This window comes from Noviherbaspirillum aerium, assembly GCF_008929045.1.
Lineage (GTDB): Bacteria > Pseudomonadota > Gammaproteobacteria > Burkholderiales > Burkholderiaceae_D > Noviherbaspirillum > Noviherbaspirillum aerium.
The window spans coordinates 149,404-168,036 of record NZ_VFAH01000001.1; the positions used below are offsets into that span (position 1 = coordinate 149,404).

At 64.2% G+C, this 18,633-nt stretch carries 15 protein-coding genes; 8 read left to right on the forward strand and 7 right to left on the reverse strand.

Annotated elements, in window-relative coordinates; all coding sequences use genetic code 11:
• Nucleotides 1–52: 52 nt before the first annotated feature.
• Entirely contained in the window at nucleotides 53–937 is an 885-nt protein-coding gene (locus FH061_RS00680; RefSeq protein ID WP_151631973.1) for an HTH-type transcriptional regulator ArgP, read from the reverse strand.
• 148 nt (nucleotides 938–1,085) lie between these two features.
• On the opposite strand from FH061_RS00680, the gene FH061_RS00685 reads away from it, so the two are divergent.
• On the forward strand, nucleotides 1,086–1,694 hold the full coding sequence (locus FH061_RS00685; RefSeq protein ID WP_151631975.1) for a LysE/ArgO family amino acid transporter: 609 nt from the start codon (nucleotides 1,086–1,088) through the stop codon (nucleotides 1,692–1,694).
• A gap of 70 nt (nucleotides 1,695–1,764) precedes the next feature.
• Here FH061_RS00685 and nhaR read toward each other — a convergent pair whose 3' ends face one another.
• Entirely contained in the window at nucleotides 1,765–2,676 is a 912-nt protein-coding gene (nhaR, locus tag FH061_RS00690; protein ID WP_151631977.1) for a transcriptional activator NhaR, read from the reverse strand.
• A 179-nt stretch (nucleotides 2,677–2,855) separates the two neighbouring features.
• On the opposite strand from nhaR, the gene FH061_RS00695 reads away from it, so the two are divergent.
• The 5 genes from FH061_RS00695 (at nucleotide 2,856) to FH061_RS00715 (ending at nucleotide 8,174) form a co-directional block, all read left to right on the forward strand.
• Nucleotides 2,856–3,545, forward strand: a complete 690-nt coding sequence (locus FH061_RS00695) for a Bax inhibitor-1/YccA family protein (protein ID WP_151631979.1) — start codon at nucleotides 2,856–2,858, stop codon at nucleotides 3,543–3,545.
• A gap of 138 nt (nucleotides 3,546–3,683) precedes the next feature.
• Nucleotides 3,684–4,448 carry a TerC family protein gene (locus FH061_RS00700; RefSeq protein WP_151631981.1) on the forward strand — a complete coding sequence of 255 codons (765 nt, stop codon included), beginning with the start codon at nucleotides 3,684–3,686 and terminating at the stop codon, nucleotides 4,446–4,448.
• A gap of 227 nt (nucleotides 4,449–4,675) precedes the next feature.
• The gene (locus FH061_RS00705) at nucleotides 4,676–5,569 is read left to right on the forward strand and encodes a helix-turn-helix transcriptional regulator (protein ID WP_192804836.1); all 894 of its coding nucleotides are present in this window, start codon (nucleotides 4,676–4,678) and stop codon (nucleotides 5,567–5,569) included.
• A 69-nt stretch (nucleotides 5,570–5,638) separates the two neighbouring features.
• On the forward strand, nucleotides 5,639–6,889 hold the full coding sequence (locus FH061_RS00710; RefSeq protein WP_151631985.1) for a metal-dependent hydrolase: 1,251 nt from the start codon (nucleotides 5,639–5,641) through the stop codon (nucleotides 6,887–6,889).
• A 127-nt stretch (nucleotides 6,890–7,016) separates the two neighbouring features.
• Complete coding sequence (locus FH061_RS00715; protein ID WP_151631987.1) at nucleotides 7,017–8,174, forward strand: hypothetical protein; 1,158 nt, start codon at nucleotides 7,017–7,019, stop codon at nucleotides 8,172–8,174.
• 32 nt (nucleotides 8,175–8,206) lie between these two features.
• Here FH061_RS00715 and pdeM read toward each other — a convergent pair whose 3' ends face one another.
• The 5 genes from pdeM to FH061_RS00740 all read right to left on the reverse strand — a co-directional run bounded on the left by pdeM (nucleotide 8,207) and on the right by FH061_RS00740 (nucleotide 14,796).
• Nucleotides 8,207–8,866 (reverse strand): ligase-associated DNA damage response endonuclease PdeM, encoded by a 660-nt coding sequence (gene pdeM, locus FH061_RS00720; RefSeq protein ID WP_151631989.1) that lies wholly within the window; start codon nucleotides 8,864–8,866, stop codon nucleotides 8,207–8,209.
• Entirely contained in the window at nucleotides 8,863–11,364 is a 2,502-nt protein-coding gene (locus FH061_RS00725; RefSeq protein WP_404822414.1) for a ligase-associated DNA damage response DEXH box helicase, read from the reverse strand. The genes pdeM and FH061_RS00725 overlap by 4 nt, the downstream gene beginning before the upstream one ends.
• Nucleotides 11,365–11,396: 32 nt before the next feature.
• On the reverse strand, nucleotides 11,397–13,016 hold the full coding sequence (locus tag FH061_RS00730; protein WP_151631991.1) for an ATP-dependent DNA ligase: 1,620 nt from the start codon (nucleotides 13,014–13,016) through the stop codon (nucleotides 11,397–11,399).
• Nucleotides 13,009–14,046: a ligase-associated DNA damage response exonuclease gene (locus FH061_RS00735; protein ID WP_151631993.1), complete on the reverse strand. Its 1,038-nt coding sequence runs from the start codon at nucleotides 14,044–14,046 to the stop codon at nucleotides 13,009–13,011. Before FH061_RS00735 ends, FH061_RS00730 begins: the two co-directional genes overlap by 8 nt.
• 186 nt (nucleotides 14,047–14,232) lie before the next feature.
• A complete protein-coding gene (locus FH061_RS00740; protein ID WP_225984428.1) occupies nucleotides 14,233–14,796 on the reverse strand; it encodes a septal ring lytic transglycosylase RlpA family protein in 564 nt (187 codons plus the stop codon).
• A gap of 413 nt (nucleotides 14,797–15,209) precedes the next feature.
• Between FH061_RS00740 and FH061_RS00745 the strand changes: the two genes are divergently transcribed.
• Nucleotides 15,210–16,367: a GGDEF domain-containing protein gene (locus FH061_RS00745; protein ID WP_151631995.1), complete on the forward strand. Its 1,158-nt coding sequence runs from the start codon at nucleotides 15,210–15,212 to the stop codon at nucleotides 16,365–16,367.
• 177 nt (nucleotides 16,368–16,544) lie between these two features.
• Complete coding sequence (locus tag FH061_RS00750) at nucleotides 16,545–18,434, forward strand: putative bifunctional diguanylate cyclase/phosphodiesterase (RefSeq protein ID WP_192804837.1); 1,890 nt, start codon at nucleotides 16,545–16,547, stop codon at nucleotides 18,432–18,434.
• The last annotated feature ends 199 nt before the right edge of the window (nucleotides 18,435–18,633 follow it).

An 18,633-nucleotide genomic window follows, 5' to 3' on the forward strand; every position in this document is an offset into this window, starting at 1 on the left:
CTTCCTTGCCGCTTGCGCGCCGATGCCGTCGGTACACCAGTCGTCCGGAACATCAGCGCAGCACCTCGCGCGCCGCCTGCAGCAGCGCCGCCGACAGGCGCTCCATGCGCGGCGACTGCACCTTCCATGTATGCCAGAACAGATGGACATCGGTCGGCCTGTGCGGCGCGACATCGACCAGCCGGCCCTGCTCCTGCAGCGCCGCCATCTGCACTTCGGGCAGCATGCCCCAGCCCAGCCCGAGTTCGATGGCGCGCATGAAGGCGTCGGACGCGGGCACGAAATGATTGCGATATCCGCCCGGCATCAAGCCATAGTGCCGCTGAAGGAAGTCGGCCTGCAGCTTGTCCTTGCGATTGAACTCCACGACCGGCGCCTGCTGCACCGCGGCGCGCGTCATGCCTCTGGCGAACCAGCGGTCGCGGAAGGCAGGCGCCGCCATGCAGCGGTAACGCATGCTGCCCAGCGGCCGGGCCTGGCAGCCGCGCATCGGCCTGGCTTCGGCCGAAACGCATCCCAGCGCAAGCCCGGCTTCCAGCAGGGCATAGGTATGTTGCTGATCATCGACCGTCAGATCGAGCAGGATGCGCTCCTCGATGATGAAGCCGGCAAGCGCCGGCAGCAGCCAGCTGGCGAGGGTATCGGCATTGACGGCGATGGAGACTACGAGCGAATCCGGGCCGCTGGCGAGATCGGCGTGCAGGTCGTCTTCCAGCGATTTCACCCGGCGCAGGTATTGCAGCAGCCGCTGTCCGGCGGGCGTGGCGCGGCAGGGCCGGGTGCGCACTACCAGCGGCGTGCCGAGCACGGTTTCCAGCGCGCGAATGCGCTGCGATACCGCCGACGCCGTCAGATGCAGCGCCGCTGCAGCCTGTTCGAAGCTTCCGGTATCGATGACGGCGAGCAGGGCTTGCGCCTGGCGCGGATCGAGCTGCATGTCGGATGAAGAGAAATTAAGGAAGCCGTAATTGTATTAAGTTTTGTTCAGCTTTTACCCCGCATCCGCAACAATCGCTGCCATTGCGGCTGAAGTCGTTGCACGACGCCGTCACGCAGCGAATGAAACCGCCGGAAAAGGAATCGACATGCTTGCTTATTACCTGAAGGGTCTTGGCCTCGGCGCCGGCCTGATCGTCGCCATCGGATCGCAGAATGCGCATGTGCTGCGCATGGGCCTGCAGCGCCAGCATGTCGGCCTGACCGTGCTGGTATGCATCGTTTGCGAGACGCTGCTGATCGCCGCGGGCATCGCGGGCATCGGCACGCTGATCGAGCGCTCGCCGCTGCTGCTGAATGCGGCGCGCTGGGGCGGCGCGGTCTTTCTTGCCTGGTACGGCTTGCGCGCCTGGCGGTCGGCATTCGGCGCCGGCAGCCTGCGGGCGGCGTCAGGCGAACAATTGACGCAGCGGCAAGCCTTGCTGACGGTGCTGGCGGTGACCCTGCTGAATCCGCATGTCTATCTCGATACGGTGGTGCTGCTGGGCGCGGTGGGCGGCCAGCAGGGCGCCGACGGCAAGTGGTGGTTCGCGCTTGGCGCAATGAGCGCCGCCTGCACCTGGTTCAGCCTGGTCGGCTTCGGCGCGCGGCTGCTGTCGCCCTGGTTCGCACGGCCGTCGGCATGGCGCCTGCTGGACGGCGCCATCGGTACGATCATGCTGGCGCTGGCGGTGACGCTGGCATTGCAGGCGAGCTGACCCGGCGGAGCGGCGGCGCGGCTTGCACCGCTCTCGTGCCGCGTCGTTTCCCGCACCCGCGCGAAGCCGCTCAATGCTTGACGAACAGCCCGCCATGCACCGCCGTCAGGATGGCATCAACCGCCGGATGCTGGATCTTGCGCTCGTTGGAAATCGCATAGAACTGTTCCCGCAATTGCGTCAGTTCTCCCACCGGCACCGCACCGAGTTCTTCGCGCACATCGTCCGCCAGCGCGGATGGCCCCGGGAACAGTCCGTGTCCGTGGCGGGCGAAAGTATTGAGCAGCGCATTGTCATCGAATTCCGCCACGATGTCGGGACGAACGTCATGCGACTCGAACCAGTGGTCGAAGCGCCCGCGGATCGCATGATTGCGCGTGGGCAGCAGCATCGGCGCCCCGTGCAGGCTCTTCGGGAAATCGGCGCGGTACTTCTCCGCCATGTCGGGCAGGCCGAACAGCATCAGTTCGCTTTCGCCGATGAGATGGCTGAACACCCGCAGCGTCGTGCCTGATGGCACCGGCCGGTCGGTGAGGATGACATCGAGCTTGTGCACGGAAAGGTCGCCAAGCAGCGACTCGAAGTCATCCTCGTGGCAGACCAGCTTGACCTTCTGCGGCAATTTCAATGCCGCTTCCAGCAAACGGGAAGCAATCAGTTTCGGCAGGGAATCGGACAGCCCGACCGTCAGGCGCATGGTCTGGCCGATGTCGGATTCGGCCAGCACCTCCTGCATCTGTTCGCCGAGCATGAAAATCTGGTCCGCATAGCGCAGGGCCACGCGGCCGGCTTCGGTAAGCACCAGCCTCCTTCCCTGCGGTGCGAGCAACGCCTTGCCGACCGCCTGTTCCAGCAGCGCCAGCTGGGCGCTGATGGTCTGGATGGCAACATCGAGCCGCTCGGCGGCACGCGTGACGCTGCCTTCCTTGGCGACGACCCAGAAATAGTACAGATGGCGAAAATTGATTCCGGTATTTTTCATGTTCCAGTTTTCCCGAAGCGACGTTTCTTTTATCTTCGCTTTTTATCATAGATAAGAACTTTTAACATCACCTTCGTGATCAGCACGGCACTTGCATGCCTGAGTGACAACGGTTTGCATGTCTGGCCGGTTCCTTGCTGATCTTCGTGTCGTTTGAACCGTCTTGAAAGGACTGCATCATGAATGACCGCTTCACATCGCTGCGCCGTCCTGCGCCCGGCGCTTATGCCGCAACCAGCGTGTTGGATGTGGCCTCCCACAAAGTCTTGCGCAATACCTACATGCTGCTGGCCATGACCCTGGCTTTCAGTGCGCTGGCGGCCGGGGTGTCGGTCGCACTGCGCCTGCCCCACCCGGGCATCCTGCTCACCATGGTCGGCTATTTCGGACTGCTGTTTCTGGTCAACAAGTATCGTGACCGCGGCCTTGGCGTGGCGCTGGTATTTGCCCTGACCGGTTTCATGGGATACACGCTCGGCCCCGTACTGACGCATTACCTCAACATGCCGAACGGCACGCAGACGGTGATGCTGGCCATGGGCGGCACCGCGGCGGCTTTCGTCGGCCTGTCGGCCTATGCGCTGGTCACCAAGCGGGACCTGTCCTTCATGGGCGGCTTCCTCATGGTGGGCATCATCGTGGCCTTCCTTGCCAGCCTGGCCGCTGTCTTCCTGCAGATCCCGGCGCTGTCGCTGACGGTATCCGCGGTGGTCGTGCTGCTGATGTCGGGCATGATCCTGTATGAAACCAACCAGATCGTGCGCGGCGGTGAAACCAACTATGTGATGGCGACGCTGAGCCTGTTCGTCTCCATCTTCAACCTGTTCACCAGCCTGCTGCACCTGCTGGGCTTCAGCAGCAATGACTGACAGCCTTTAACAGCAGTGAAAGGCTGAAAAGGGAACAGGTCCACCCTGCGGTGGATCGAACGGAGGGCGCGCCCCTGCGAAGCAAGGCGCGCCCTCCGTTATTGCTGATAACAATAATCATCAACCAAGGAAATCAACATGATTGAACTACTCTCCGATCCACAGATATGGATGGCCTTTCTGACCCTCACCGCGCTGGAACTGGTGCTGGGCATCGACAACATCATCTTCATCTCGATCCTGGTCGACAAGCTTCCCAAGGAAAAGCAGGAATTCACCCGCCGCCTCGGCCTTTTCCTTGCGATGTTCATGCGTATCGGCCTGCTGCTGACACTGTCCTGGATCGTTGGCATGACCCAGCCGCTGTTCTCCATCTTCGGACAAGGCTTCTCCGGCCGCGACCTGGTGCTGCTGGCTGGCGGCCTGTTCCTGCTCTACAAGAGCGTGGGGGAGATTCATGAATCCTTCGAAGGCGCGGAACCCGGCGTAGGCACCGTGGTGAAGAGCACCTTCGCCGGCATTGTGATGCAGATCATGGTGATCGACCTGGTGTTCTCGCTGGATTCCATCATCACCGCCGTCGGCATGGTGGACGAGATCGCCGTCATGGTCGCCGCAGTGATCGTCTCGGTCGGCCTGATGATGTTCTTCGCCGGTCCGATCGGCCGTTTCGTATCGGCGCATCCGACCATCAAGATGCTCGCGCTGTCCTTCCTGGTCGTGGTCGCCGTGGTGCTGATCGCGGAAGGCTTCGGTCACCATGTTCCGAAGGGCTACATCTACAGTGCGATGGCCTTCTCGCTGGGAGTGGAAATGCTCAACATCCGCCTGCGCCGCCATTCGACCCGGGCCGAGCTGGATGCAACCCGCTATACACCGGAAGAAGCCGGCAAGTCCAACTAAACAAGTCTCACCTCCCGTCAACCTCCGTAAGCAGTCAGCGACGACTGCAGCGTTAGCCGGCAGGGAAACTCAGGTTTCCCGCCGGCTTTTTTTATTTCCGGCGCGCCCTTGCAGATTACCTCCGGCGTAATCGACCGGCCGCGGCATGGTGCCCACAATACCGTTCATGAATGAATGGCATGAGACGGCTACACTGCAAGCATCATCAGGGAAAAGAGGGAGCAAGCATGACGGCAACAGCACAGGCAAGTACTACGACGCTCACGACAGGCGCGCCCGCCCCGCATGAGCGCTATTTCCACGATTTCGCCTCTGCGCTGCGTTACTGGCGCGAGAAGCGCGGACTGACGCAGCTGAAGCTGTCGGTGGAGAGCGACATTTCGCAGCGGCACATCAGCTTCCTGGAAAGCGGCCGTTCCCAGCCGAGCAAGGAAATGGTCCTGAAACTCGGCATGGTGCTCGACGTGCCGCTGCGCCAGCGCAACGTGATGCTGCTTGCCGCAGGCTTCGCGCCCGCCTATCAGGAACGCAATCTGTCCGATCCGGAGCTGCGCGCCGTCAAGCAGGCGCTGGACTTCATGCTGCAGCAGCAGGCACCGTATCCGGCGCTGGTGGTCGATCGCCTGTGGAACTTGGTAATGCCCAACGAGCCCGCGGCGCGCATGATGAAATGGCTGCTCGGCATGCCCGACCATGCCCCGATTCCCCGTGACGGCGAGATCAATGTCGCACGCCTGATGCTCGACCCGGCCGGCCTGCGCCCTTTCATTCCGAACTGGAGGGATGTTTGCGGCGACATGCTGCACTGGATACAGCGCGAGGCGATGAGCGACGGCCCGGGCAGCGAAGCCACCCGCCTTCTCGACGAGCTTGCCGCGTTCGACGGCATTGCCGGCGCCATCCGCACGCCCAATCTGGATGCGCGTGCGCTGCCCTTCCTGCCTGTCATCCTGAAGAAGGAGGCGGTATCGCTCAACCTGTTCACCACCATCGCCACGCTGGGAACGCCGCATGACGTTACCGTGCATGAGCTGCGGGTGGAATCCTTTTTCCCCGCCGATGAAGCGACCGCGCACTGGTTCAAAGCCATGGCGGCGCAGGGCCGGCCGCCCAATACATAAGATGGGCAGGCACCGAGAACTGATGACAGGATAAGGGGGCAAGATAAAAAGCCGTTACTATCTTGCCTCATGGACAATCTCAGCCACTCTGTCGCCAGCCTCGCGGCCGGCGCGCTGCTGCATCGCAGCCTTCCTCCCGAAACCGACAGCCAGCGCCAGCGCATCCGCCACAGGCTGATGCTGATCGCATGCTGGCTGGCCGGCAATTTCCCCGATCTTGACCTGGTGCTGACGCCACTGCTGCCGGAACCGCTCGGTTATCTGCTGCACCACCGCGGCCACACCCACACCATCCTGTATGCGTTGCCGCAGGCATTGTTGCTCGCCCTGCTGCTGATGCTGTGGCCTTCGGCCCGCCGCCTGCTGCTGCAAAGCGCAACGGCACGCCTCGGCCTGCTGCTCAGCATCGCCGCCGGTTTCGCCCTGCACCTGCTGATGGATTATCTGAATTCCTACGGCATCCATCCGTTTTACCCGGTCGACGCCCGCTGGCTTTACGGCGACATGGTGTTCATCCTGGAACCGGTGTTCTGGATCGCCTTCGGCCTGCCGCTTGCCTGGATGGTGCGCTCGCGGCCCTTGAAAATCCTGCTGGCGGCCCTGCTGCTGGGAGTGCCGCTGTATTTCACCACGCGCGGCTTCCTGTCGTGGCCATCGTTTGCCGCATTGCTTGCCATGGGAATCGTGCTCGTCCTGGTGCAGCACCTGGTGCAGCAGCGCAGCGACGAAAGCGGAAAAGCCGGCCGCGGCGGATTGCTGCTGTCCTTCGCCTTCGCGCTGGCATTCGTCGGCGTGCAGCATCAGGCGTCGCAGCGCAGCAAGGACATGCTGGCGGCGCAGCTGCGCGCCGCCGATCCTGCGACGCGGGTGCTCGACATGTCGATGTCGGCGTTTCCGGCCAATCCGCTGTGCTGGGCTTTCGCCTCGGTGGAAAGCAATGAGGCGGCCGGCACCTATGGGCTCAAGCGCGGTATTGTCAGCATTGCGCCGGAGCTCGTGCCGGCCTCCGACTGCCCGGCCGCACTGGCGGATGCCGCCTCGCAGCGGCCTGTCGCTCCGGGCATCGCGCTGTTTTCACAAGAGCAGGGCGATTTGCCTGCCCTGCGCCGGCTGCGCAACGAGAATTGCCACTTCGACGCCTGGATGCGCTTTGCGCGCATCCCGTCCGTCAATACGGAGCAGGCCACCGATATCCGCTTTGCCACCACCCCGCGCGGCAACTTCTCGACACTGCGCTTTGCCGATTTTGCAAGCCGCTCCTGCCTGTCGAACGTGCCGGCGTGGGCCTATCCGCGCCACGACCTGCTGACGCCCCGCTGATCTCCCCTGATTTCCGCAAGGACATTTCCTTGCGGAACCTCTTTCCTGCAGGCTAGTCCTACACGGCATTCGCGCATGCCGGCTTGTCCGCATGCGCTTTCAATAACATCAACACGCGAAAACAATAATGTCCCTGTCAACATCCCAACGCGCGATGTTGCCCTTCATTGCCCTGCAAGGTTCCATCGGCACCATGATCGGTTTCATCGGCTATTTCGTCATGGCGGCGCATGACGTGCATGCCATGTTCGGCTTCACCGCAGCCATGCTGACTTCCGCAATGGGCGCGACCGCCCTGGCGTATGTCTTCGGCCCGCTCCTGCAGTTGAGCGCCGCGCATGTCATGCGACTGGCCTTCCTTGCGCCCGGATTCCTGCTGCTGCTGGGCGACCATTCAAGATGGACGCTGGCCCTGGCCTACGGCTGCTTTCTCGGCTTGTCATGGGGAGCCCGCCACTGGCTGGAAATGTCACTGATCAAGGATGGCGAGCGCGACAGCTATGCCGCCCGCGCGGGCACCGCGACGGTCCTGTTCAGCGTCGGCACCACGCTGACCATGACCAGCCTGCTGGCGGTCTTCGCCGAGCGCAGCGACCTGGTCTACCAGGTCTACGGCGCGATCTGCCTGCTCGGCGCGGTCCTGTTCGGACGAGGACTGCCGCATGCGCCGCTGGCTCCGCTGCGGCAACCGGCGGCCATCCTGCGCCAGCCGCAATTCATCGCCTGCCTGCCGCTGTTCTTCCTCGAATCCGGCCTGTTCGGCATCAGCCAGGCGCTGGCCTCGGCCGGCGCCTCGGAAGCGCTCGGCTCGGCCAGCCGCTTCGGCTGGGTGGCGACGCTTGCCGGACTGGCGGGCGGCATCGCGCTCTATATCACCCGGCGCAACCGCGATGTCGGCAACCGTGCAGGCTGGCTGGGCGCTTCCTGCCTGGTGGTCGGCACCGCCTTCCTGCTGCTGGGCGCCAGCGTCTGGATTCCCGCGCTCTACATTGTCTACTCGGTGCTCAAGGCGGTCGGCAGCCCTTTCCTGATCGCCAGCGAACAGGTGCTGAACCAGCAGACGCTGGATATCGAGGGCGCGCTGTCGGACCGCATCTTCGCGCGCGAACTGGTGCTGTGGATACTGCGCATGCTGTCGCTCGGCATGTTCTGGATGCTGGCGGAGACGCTGGCGCCGCGCCAGGTGCTGATTGCCGGCTCGATGGTGCTGGCCATTGCCACCGGACTGGAATACCTGATCGGCCGCGCGCGCTTCGCCGCAGCGGGAAGCGGCCAGCCGGCCTGAGCCGAAACCGGGCCCAGGCTCAAGGCTCAAGCTCAGGGCTGCGGCACCTCGAACACCGCATCGTCCGCGGCGACGAACAGCCGCTCCCCTTCCTTCGGCGTCACCGGATATCCGCCGGTGAATGCGCCGAAGGATGGCAGCACCGCACAGCGCTGGCCGAACAGGAAGCACGGCAGCCGCAGGCTGTCGCCGCCGGCCGATAGACGAAAGACAGGATGCACGTGGCCGGCCAGCACATAGGCATCGGCACGGGGTTCGGGATGATGGCAGCAGGCGAACGGCCCGATGCGGAACGGCTCGTCGACGACTTCCATCCGCAATGCCGCCGGCGGATCGCCGGCATGCGCATCATGATTGCCGCGCACCAGCGTCAGCTGCAATGCCGCATGGGCGGCGCGCCATTGCAGCATGGCCTGCAGGCTGGCCGAGCCCTGCACCGCGCGCGAATGCAGGAAATCACCGAGGAAGACGATGTGCTCCACCGCATGCGCCTGCAGCAGCGATTCGATCAGCGCCAGGTTCTGCGCGGTGGTCCCGTGCGGCACCGGTACGCCCCGGGCGCGAAAGGCAGCGGCCTTGCCGAAATGGATGTCGGCGATCATCAGCATGCGCCGGGCGGGCCAATAGAGCGCGCGCTGGGGCAGCAGCTGCAGGGTTTCGCCTGCAATGTCGATGGTCAGCGCCGCGCTCATTTTTCCGCCGCCTTCTGCAACTCGCGCAGCATGCGGGCAACACGGTCGGACAGCTTTTCATTGCTGAGCTTTTCCCGCAGCCGCTCCACCATCAGCGGAAAGGCGAACGGCGTCGGCTTGCGCGTGACGTGGAAGTCGAGCCGGCGCTGCCGCATTGTCACCAGCGCCTCGCGCAGCCGCGACAATTCCAGTTCCTGTTCCAGCACTTCGCGCTGGGCCTGCGTCAGCAGCAGGTTGCCGGCGTCATGCTTGCGAAAGACTTCGAAGAACAGGCTGGACGAGGCCTGCAGTTGCCTCGCGCTCTTTTTCTGCCCCGGCATGCCCTGAAAAATCAGTCCGGCGATACGGGCGATTTCCCGGAAGCGGCGCTGCGCCAGTTCGGTGGCATTCAGGCTGGCCAATACATCCTCCAGCAGATGTTCGGGCGACAGCAGTTCTTCGCCGAGCAGGCTGCGCCACTCCACCGGCTGCAGCGACAGCAGTTCGAAGCCGTAATCATTGACGGCCATCGAAAAGGTGGCCGGCATCGTCTTCGCGACCCGCCATGCGAGCAGGGAAGCCAGCCCGATATGCACCGAACGGCCGGCGAACGGATACAGGAACAGGTGATGTCCTTCGCGGCTCTCGGTCTGCTCCGCCAGCAGCACCTGCGCGGTCGGCAGGCCGGACCAGCGCTGCTGCACCTCCAGCAGCGGCCTGATGGCCTGCATCTCGGGGCCGTCGTAGCGATGCTGGGCAGCCTCCTGCAGGCAGTCGAGCGCGGCCTGCGCCAGTTCGGAGGACAGCGGCATCTTGCCGCCCTGCCAGCGCGGCACCGCCGCCTTGCCGCCGCCGCCGCGCCGGACATAGGCGGTCATTTCATGCACCCGGACGAACTCCAGCACGCGGCCGCCGAACAGGAAATGGTCGCCTTTGCGCAAGCGCGAAATGAAGGATTCCTCCACCGTGCCGAGCTTGGTCCCGGACAGGAATTTCACCTGCATCGCGGCATCCGAGACGATGGTGCCGATGCTCATCCGGTGGCGCCGGGCGAGCGCCGCATCGGGCACGCGGTACACGCCCTGCTCGTCGGGCAGCACGCGCCGGTATTCCGGATAGACGGCGAGGCTCTGTCCGCCGCTGGCAACGAACTCCAGCGCCCATTGCCATTCTTCCTTGCTCAGCTTGCGGTAGGCATAGGCGGTTTTCACTTCCTCGAACAAGGCATCGGAAGTGAAGCCGCCGCCGAGGGCGATGGTGACCATGTGCTGCACCAGCACGTCGAGCGGCTTCTCCGGCACCGGGCGCGATTCGATGCGGCGGCGCGCCACGGCGCGTCTGGCGGCGGCGGCTTCCAGCAATTCCAGGCTATGCGTCGGCACCAGCGTCACGCGCGACACGCGGCCGGGCGCATGGCCACTGCGGCCGGCGCGCTGGATCAGCCGCGCCACGCCTTTCGGACTGCCGATCTGCAGCACCCGCTCCACCGGCAGGAAATCGACGCCAAGGTCAAGACTCGAGGTGCACACCACCGCCTTGAGTTCGCCCTGCTTCACCGCCTGCTCCACCCAGTCGCGCACGGCCTTGTCGAGCGAGCCGTGGTGCAGCGCGATCAGGCCCGCCCAGTCGGGACGCGCCTCGATCAATTGCTGGTACCAGAGTTCGGCCTGCGCCCGCGTGTTGGTGAACACCAGCGTGGCGGCATGCGCGTCGATTTCCTCGATGACCGGCTGCAGCATGCGCATGCCGAGATGGCCGGCCCAGGGAAAGATCGCGGGATCGGGCGGGATCAGCGTATCGACCGCGATCTCCTTGTCGAGGCGGCCTTCGACCAGTTCGCCATTGTCTGCGCCTTCGCCCAGCAAGGCGTCCTGGGCGATGCGCAGGTTGCCAAGCGTGGCCGACAGGCCCCATACCACGAGCTCCGGGCGCCACAGGCGCAATCGCGCCAGGGCGAGCTGCGTCTGCGCGCCGCGCTTGCTGCCCATCAGTTCATGCCATTCATCGACGATCACCATGTCCAGCATGCCCATCTGCGCCTCGCCGTCGGCGCGGCTGAGCATCAGCGACAGGCTTTCCGGCGTGGTGATCAGCGTCTGCGGCAGGGCCTTTGCCTGGCGGCTGCGTTCCGAGGACGAGGTATCGCCGGTGCGCAGGCCGACCCGCCATGCGGGCAGCAGTTCTTCCAGCGGCGCCTGCAGTGCGCGCGCGGTGTCGGCGGCCAGCGCCCGCATCGGCGTGATCCACAGCACGCGCAGTCCGGTCTTCGACGGCGGCTGGCGCAATGCGCGCAACACGGCGGCGAACCAGACCGCATAAGTCTTGCCCGACCCCGTCGTCGCATGCAGCAGGCCCGACCTGCCTTCGCCGGCGGCCTGCCAGACCGCGCGCTGGAAAGGAAAGACCTGCCAGCCGCGCCGCTCGAACCAGCGATCGACGTCCTCGCCCGCTGCTTGCGGCGGCTTGTCCTTCGGCGCCGTCGGCCGCTTCGGGCGGCGTACGGACCCAGGCACAGGCACGCCAGCGAGACTGGCATCGATCGGCGCGGCGCTCACGCCAGCATTCCCTTCAGGGTATCGAGCGTGTCGGCTTCCTCGATGGTCTTGTCGTCGCGCTTGCGCAGGATGCGCGGAAAGCGCACCGCGATGCCGGCCTTGTGGCGCGGCGAGGCGGCGATGCCTTCAAAGCCGATCTCGAACACCATGGTCGGCTCGACGCTGCGCACCGGGCCGAAGCGTTCTATCGTGGTGCGCCGGATCGCCGCATCCACCTTGGCGATCTCGGCATCGGTCAGGCCGGAATAGGCCTTGGCGAAGGGCACCAGCCGGCGCGTGCCGTCCGGCTCGCTGTCCCAGACCGCGAAGGTATAGTCGGTATAGAGCGAGGCGCGCCGGCCATTGCCGGTCTGGGCATAGATCAGCACCGCGTCCACCGCATAGGGATCGATCTTCCATTTCCACCACGTGCCGCTGTCCTTGGTGCGTCCGACGCCGTAGCGCGAGGCCGCCGCCTTGAGCATCAGGCCTTCGACGGAGCGCGAGCGGGATGTCTCGCGCAGCTGCGCCAGTTCTTCCCAGGAGGCGGCCCGCACCAGGGGCGACAGCTTCAGCGACGGGTGATCGATCGCCGCCGCCATGCTCTCGAGCAGGGCACGCCGCTCGGCCTGGACAGTGTTGCGGATGTCCGCGCCTTCGACTTCGAGCAGGTCGTAGGCGATCAGCGCCGCCGGCAGTTCGGCGCGCATCTTGGCCGACAGCGTCTTGCGGCCGATGCGCTGCTGCAGCGCGGCGAACGGCGCCGGCGCATCTTCCTTCCAGATGACGATCTCGCCATCGATCACCGTGCCTTCCGGCAGGGCGATGCCGCTGATTTCGGGGAAGCGTTCGGTGATCAGGTCCTCGCCGCGCGACCACAGCCAGGTCTGTCCCTCGCGCCGTATCAGCTGGGCGCGGATGCCGTCGTACTTCCATTCCGCGATCCAGTCGCCGACCGGCCCCAGCGTGGCGGGATCGGCCTGCAGCGCATGCGCGAGAAAGAAGGGATAAGGCTGTCCGCCGCGCGACTGGTGCTCATGCTCATGATGGCCGGCGACAAGCCGCAGATACTGCTCGGCGGTGGGCTGCACCGTGCCGTCGGTCCAGCCCATCAGGCGCTGCGCGATGCGCTTGCCGTCGACACCGGCCACTTCGGCCAGCGCGCGCGTGACCAGGAGGCGCGACACGCCGACGCGGAAGCTGCCGCTGATGAGCTTCTGCAGCACGAAGCGCTCCTGCGCCGCCAGCTGGTCCCAGAAGGAGAACATGGCGCTGCGGATGGTTTCCGGCGCGGCGCCGCGCAGTGGCGCGATGCGCTCGGTCATCCATTCCGCCAGGCCGACATCGGAGGCGTCGCGCGGCGGCGGCAGCAGATGGGCAATGGTTTCGGCGAAATCGCCGACCGCGTGATAGCACTCGTCGAACAGCCAGTCGTCGATGCCGGCATGTTCTATCGCGAACTGCCGCAGCAGCTTGGTCGGCACGATCTGGCGCGGCTTGCCGCCGGAGAGGAAATAGACGGCCCATGCCGCATTGGCCGGCGCCGCATGGCTGAAGTACTGCTTGAGCGCCGCCAGCTTGCGGCTGGTGGCGGTGGTGCTGTCGAGTTCCGCATAGAGGCGGGCGAACTCACGCATCGGCAAGCCTTTCGCCGGCAGGCTCTTCCGCCGTGCTGCCGTTGTCTTCCTCGTCGCCGTATTCGGTGTCGAAGGCGCCGGCATCGAGTCCGTTCTGCCGCAGCCAGCGCACCATCACCGGCACCTGTCCATGGGTGACGATCACCCGCTCCGCGCCGGTGGCGCCGATGGCCTGCATCAGGCCCGGCCAGTCGGCATGATCGGAAAGGATGAAACCGCGATCGACGGCGCGCCTCCTGCGCGCGCCGCGCAGCAGCATCCAGCCGCTGGCGAAGGCGTCGCTGTATTCACCGAAGCGCTTCATCCACGGCGAAGCGCCGGCGGAAGGCGGTGCAATGACCAGCGCCCGCCGCAGTTCGGTCTTGTCGGCGATGTCGGTGACCATGCGGGTTTCCGGCAGGCGCACGCCGGAAGCGCGGTAGGCGCGGTTGAGCGGCTCGACCGCGCCATGGCAGATGATGGGACCGATGCCGGCATCAATGCCGGCGAGAATGCGCTGCGCCTTGCCGAAGGCATAGCAGAACAGCACGCTGGCGCGGCCTGCCTGCGCATTGGCGCGCCACCAGTCGTCGATGTCGCTGAAGATGCTCGTCTGCGGCTGCCAGCGGTAGATCGGCAGGCCGAACGTGGATTCGGTGATGAAGGTATCGCAGCGCACCGGCTCGAAGCCGGCGCAGGTGGCATCGGCTTCGACCTTGTAGTCGCCGGAAGCGACCCAGACTTCGCCGCGGTATTCCATGCGCACCTGGGCCGAGCCGAGCACATGGCCGGCCGGATGCAGCGAGACGGTGACGCCGTTGCGCGCCACAGACTCGCCATAGGGCAGCGTCTCCAGATGGATATCGCCTAGGCGCGAGCGCAGCACGCCTTCGCCTTCGGCGGACGCAAGATAATGACCGTGGCCGACGCGCGCATGATCGGCATGCGCATGGGTGATGACCGCCCGGTCCACCGGCAGCCAGGGGTCGATGTAGAAATCCCCGGGTACGCAATAGAGGCCTTCCTTGCGTGCAACCACCATGTCTGTCATGCGGGATTCCTCATCGATGTCGATAGCCGGTTGTCTTTCCTTCAGCCAGTGGAATGGTTTGGAAATTTGGCGAGGACGAATGCGGCGACATTATGGATAGACGTCTTCCGACAAATTTCCAATTCACCCCATTAGGACAATGCAATGCGCCATTGGTGCTCGGGGCGGCCAACGGCGCACCAGCGTCTATCGCTCGGCGGTCTTGATATCCCGGTCCGCTGCCGCGCCCGGCTTGATCGAGCCGTCGGGTTGCGGCACTTCGATCGGCGTTACCACCACCGGCACCACGCCCTTCTCGTCCATGTCGAGCTTCTTTGCGGTCTGGGGAGTGAGATCGACGATGCGTCCGTCGATGTAGGGACCGCGATCGCGGATTTCCACCACTTCGGTCTTGCCGTTGTCGAGGTTCTTGACTTCGGCCTTGGTGCCGATCGGCAAGGTGCGGCTGGCCGCGATATTGGAGTTCGGGTCCATCGGCGTGCCGTCGGCCATCTTGCGTCCGGCAAAGAAGTCGGCGTAGTAAGAGGCCTTGCCATGGCGCGGCTCGCCGGAGTGGTCGAGTTTGGGCTTGCCCGGCTTCAGCCTTTTTGGCGCGGAAGCGGTCTTGTCCTGGGTTGCCTCGGCTTTGGCGGCGGGTTTGGAGGAAGACGATGAAGACTTGGATGATGTTTCCGCGAGGGCCGCGCCGGCAGCCAGGCTGGAAGCAATCAACAACGTACTGAAACGCAAAGCGAACGGCATCGTAACCATGTCGGTACTCCTTGCAACGTTAACGGATAGGAAGGCGCGCGATAATGACTTGTTGATGCGGGGGTTTGCGCGCGTACGGCCCGGGATGAAACAGCCCGGGCTTCAGAGCTCCCGAAATGCCGCAGGAGGGAACTGCGCGGCAATAAATGCATGCGGGAACTCTATCGGGTTTCAAGTTCGATAGCCTGCAGCGGTTAAAGTTTCGACATGATCGCAACCGCTTCGATCTGCGTGGAACTGCCTTTGATCGTGCGCACAAAAACACGCAGAACTTCCACTTTCATCGCGGAACATTCACGCCGGGGCGCGCATCATATCTTCTGTCGTTCGATCCGGGGACTGCCGGACTCTTCAATCCGTAAAGCATCTTTCAGGCATGGCCTTTAATTTTTCGCGGACCTGATTGGCATACCATGCCCAGCGCATTCAACATCCTCGTTATCGGCGCCCTGTTCTGCGTCGTCATGCTGCTCGTCCTGATTTCGTTATTGCGCAGCGGCATCCCGGGCGTACGCGAATGGTCGATTGCCAACGGCATAGGCTTTTTCGCACTGGTGCTGTATGCATGTGGCAGGGAACTGCCGGAGCTTGCGGCGTATGAACTGGCCAATGGCACCTATGCCGGGGCCAGCGCCGCGATCCTTGTCGGGTTTCGCCGCTTCTTCAGCCGCCGTGCGCATCTCCGACCTCTGATGATCAGCGTGGTGGCGGTAACCGGCCTGATTGCCGTGTTTCACTACGCCATCGACTCCTTCGCCCTGCGCACCGTCACGGTGGCGCTGTACCAGGGCGGCATCTGTTCTCTCATCGCCATCACGATCTGGCGCTCCCGCCAAGCCTGGCGCTCGCACTATCCCTATGTGTTTACGGTGGGCATGGCCGGCCTGATTACTGTCGGACATGCGGCGCGGGCGCTGATTTATCTTTCCAATCCGGCGGAACTGACTTCGCTGCTGCAGCCGTCGCCGTGGAATCTGTTGTTCCTGTCGGCGGGCACCTTCGTGCTGCCGGTGCTCACCATCGGCGCGGTGATGATGGTGCATGACACCATGATGGCCAAGGCGGAGCATGCGGCCAACCGCGACTTCCTGACCGGGGCCTGGTCGCGCCGGGCGCTGTTCGAACTGGCCGAGCGCGAGCTGTCGCTGGCGCGGCGCACCAACCGGCCAATGGCCCTGCTCATGCTCGACATCGACAACTTCAAGTCGATCAACGACACCTGGGGCCACACCACCGGCGACCGGGTGTTGATGGATGCGGTGTTGCGGGCGGAAACGGCGATCCGCGGCATCGACTATTTCGCCCGCGTCGGCGGCGAGGAATTCGCGGTGCTGCTGCCCGAAACCGGCCGCACCGCCGGCGTGAAGGTCGCCGAACGCATCCGCGTGACCATGGAAGGCAGCGCCAATGCCTTCCACCTGGAAGGCCAGCCGGACACGCCGGCCTATACCGTGAGCATCGGCCTGGCCATGCTGCGCGATTCCGACTCTTTCCAGGAACTGATGCGCCGCGCCGATGCCGCCTTGTATGCGGCGAAGGCGTCCGGGCGCAACCGGGTGGCCTGCGACTAAGCTGGTGCCGCAACTGTTGGTGCTGCAACTGCCGGCACCGCACCTGCGTGAGTGAGCACCGACAAACACCGGAACTATCAACCTTGAAACCTTCCTAATTGTTCATATCGTCTTCGCAGGCGACATGCCGGCATGTGCCGCGCCGCCCGCGGAGAATCATCAAGGAGGGTTACGATCATGACGCAGTCGATCGATTTGCCATCCGCCATGCACGCGGCGACCGAGGGACGGCTGCTGCTCTCGCCCGACCTGCGCATCGTCGATGCCAACGAGGCCTTTCTGCGGGCGCATGCGCTGCGCAAGTCCGATATCATCGGCCGGCCGATCCATGAATTGTTTCCGGCACACCAGCCCGCGCCGCCTGCCTCCGGGCCCGAAGTCCAGGTCATCCGCAATGAATCGCAAGCCGGTGAAACGCGCCTGCGCCTTGCGCTGGAAGCCGCGGGCGACGGCGTCTGGGAATGGGATATCGCCAGCGATCACTTCACCCTGTCGCGTCGCGGTCGCCAGATGCTCGGCTATGACGAATCGGAAATCGGGGCCCGCCTGCAGGACTGGACCGCCATCACGCATCCCAAGGACAGGGAACGCCTGCACGAGGAATTGATGACTTGCCTGCAGGGACGCAGCCGCTTTCTCGCCTGTGAATACCGGGTACGCTGCAAGGATGGCACATGGAAGTGGGTCATGGCGCGCGGCGCCGTGATCGCGCGTGGCGGCGACGGCTTGGCCGTGCGCATGGCAGGCACCACGGTCGACATTTCGACGGAGCAGGAAACCCTGCGCCGCGCCAACTTCGATGCGCTCACGGGACTGCCCAACCGCGCCCTGTTCCGCGACCGGCTCGACTATGAAGTGGTCAATTCGCGCCGCAGCGGCAAGCTGCTCGCGCTGATGTTCATCGACCTCGATCGTTTCAAGGAAGTCAACGACCTGCTCGGCCATGATGCCGGCGATGATCTGCTCAAGCAGACCGCGACGCGCATCCGTTCCTGCGTGCGTGAAACGGATACGGTGGCCCGCCTCGGCGGCGACGAGTTCACGGTCATCCTGACCGATCTCGACGGCCGCGCGCACGTGGAAACGATTGCCGAAAAAATCCTGGATGCGCTGGGACGTCCCTATCTGCTCGGACAGGAAGAGATCCATGTGTCGGGCAGCATCGGCATCACCCTGCACCCGGGCGATGCGCAGGAGCCCGAGCGTCTGGTGCGCAACGCCGACCAGGCCATGTATGTCGCCAAGAATGCCGGCCGCAACCAGTTCAGTTTCTTCACCCGGTCGATGCAGGAGCAGGCCTGGCAGCGGCTCAAGCTCATCGGTGAATTGCGCAACGCGCTGCCGCAGCATCAGCTGTCCTTGTATTTCCAGCCGGTGGTGGAGCTGCGCACCGGCAAGGTGGTCAAGGCCGAGGCGCTGCTGCGCTGGATCCATCCGTCGCGCGGAATGGTGTGCCCGAATCAATTCATCTGCCTGGCGGAAGAGACCGGCCTCATCAATGAAATCGGCAACTGGGTGTTCATGCAGGCCGCCGTCTGGGCCAAGCGCTGGAGCAAGATGTGCAACGGCGTGTTCCAGGTCAGCGTCAACAAGTCGCCGGTGCAGTTTCTCGCCAACGCCAAGACGCTAGACTGGGGCGCCTACCTGGACTCGCTCGGCCTGGGCTGGAACAGCATGTCGGTCGAGATCACCGAAGGCTTGCTGCTCAACGCCAGCGAAACCACCGCCGAAAAACTGTTCAGCCTGCGCGACGCCGGCGTGCAGGTCGCCATCGACGATTTCGGCACCGGCTATTCATCGATGGCTTACCTGAAGAAATTCGATGTCGATTACCTGAAGGTCGACCAGTCCTTCATCCGCGACACGACCCGGGAAAGCACCAGCCGCACGATTGCCGAAACCATCATCGTCATGGCCCACAAGCTTGGCCTGCAGGTGATTGCCGAAGGCGTGGAAACCGACGAGCAGCGCGAGTGGCTGCTGGAGGCGGGCTGCGATTATGCGCAGGGATTCCTGTTCTCCGAACCCTTGCCGCCGGAGCAGTTCGAGCGCCTGCTGTCGCTTTGACATGCCAGGCGAACATCGATCCGGGCCTTATGCTGCAAGGGTGATATCAAAGTTGGCAAATTGGATTTGCGCTTTGTTATCGGTAAACATCGCAATGTAAAAACAGGTAAAAACGCATTGAACTGCGGAAACGAAATCCGGTCTAGGTCAGGTATCTGCCATCCTGGAAGGATTAAATGTCACTTCGCGCGACCCCCGA

What these genes read in the sequence shown, in the direction of transcription:
- FH061_RS00680 (WP_151631973.1), bottom strand. Translation starts at nt 937, where the DNA reads ATGCAGCTCGATCCGCGCCAGGCGCAAGCCCTGCTCGCCGTCATCGAT.
- FH061_RS00685 (WP_151631975.1), top strand. Translation starts at nt 1,086, where the DNA reads ATGCTTGCTTATTACCTGAAGGGTCTTGGCCTCGGCGCCGGCCTGATC.
- nhaR (WP_151631977.1), bottom strand. Translation starts at nt 2,676, where the DNA reads ATGAAAAATACCGGAATCAATTTTCGCCATCTGTACTATTTCTGGGTC.
- FH061_RS00695 (WP_151631979.1), top strand. Translation starts at nt 2,856, where the DNA reads ATGAATGACCGCTTCACATCGCTGCGCCGTCCTGCGCCCGGCGCTTAT.
- FH061_RS00700 (WP_151631981.1), top strand. Translation starts at nt 3,684, where the DNA reads ATGATTGAACTACTCTCCGATCCACAGATATGGATGGCCTTTCTGACC.
- FH061_RS00705 (WP_192804836.1), top strand. Translation starts at nt 4,676, where the DNA reads ATGACGGCAACAGCACAGGCAAGTACTACGACGCTCACGACAGGCGCG.
- FH061_RS00710 (WP_151631985.1), top strand. Translation starts at nt 5,639, where the DNA reads ATGGACAATCTCAGCCACTCTGTCGCCAGCCTCGCGGCCGGCGCGCTG.
- FH061_RS00715 (WP_151631987.1), top strand. Translation starts at nt 7,017, where the DNA reads ATGTCCCTGTCAACATCCCAACGCGCGATGTTGCCCTTCATTGCCCTG.
- pdeM (WP_151631989.1), bottom strand. Translation starts at nt 8,866, where the DNA reads ATGAGCGCGGCGCTGACCATCGACATTGCAGGCGAAACCCTGCAGCTG.
- FH061_RS00730 (WP_151631991.1), bottom strand. Translation starts at nt 13,016, where the DNA reads ATGCGTGAGTTCGCCCGCCTCTATGCGGAACTCGACAGCACCACCGCC.
- FH061_RS00735 (WP_151631993.1), bottom strand. Translation starts at nt 14,046, where the DNA reads ATGACAGACATGGTGGTTGCACGCAAGGAAGGCCTCTATTGCGTACCC.
- FH061_RS00740 (WP_225984428.1), bottom strand. Translation starts at nt 14,796, where the DNA reads ATGGTTACGATGCCGTTCGCTTTGCGTTTCAGTACGTTGTTGATTGCT.
- FH061_RS00745 (WP_151631995.1), top strand. Translation starts at nt 15,210, where the DNA reads ATGCCCAGCGCATTCAACATCCTCGTTATCGGCGCCCTGTTCTGCGTC.
- FH061_RS00750 (WP_192804837.1), top strand. Translation starts at nt 16,545, where the DNA reads ATGACGCAGTCGATCGATTTGCCATCCGCCATGCACGCGGCGACCGAG.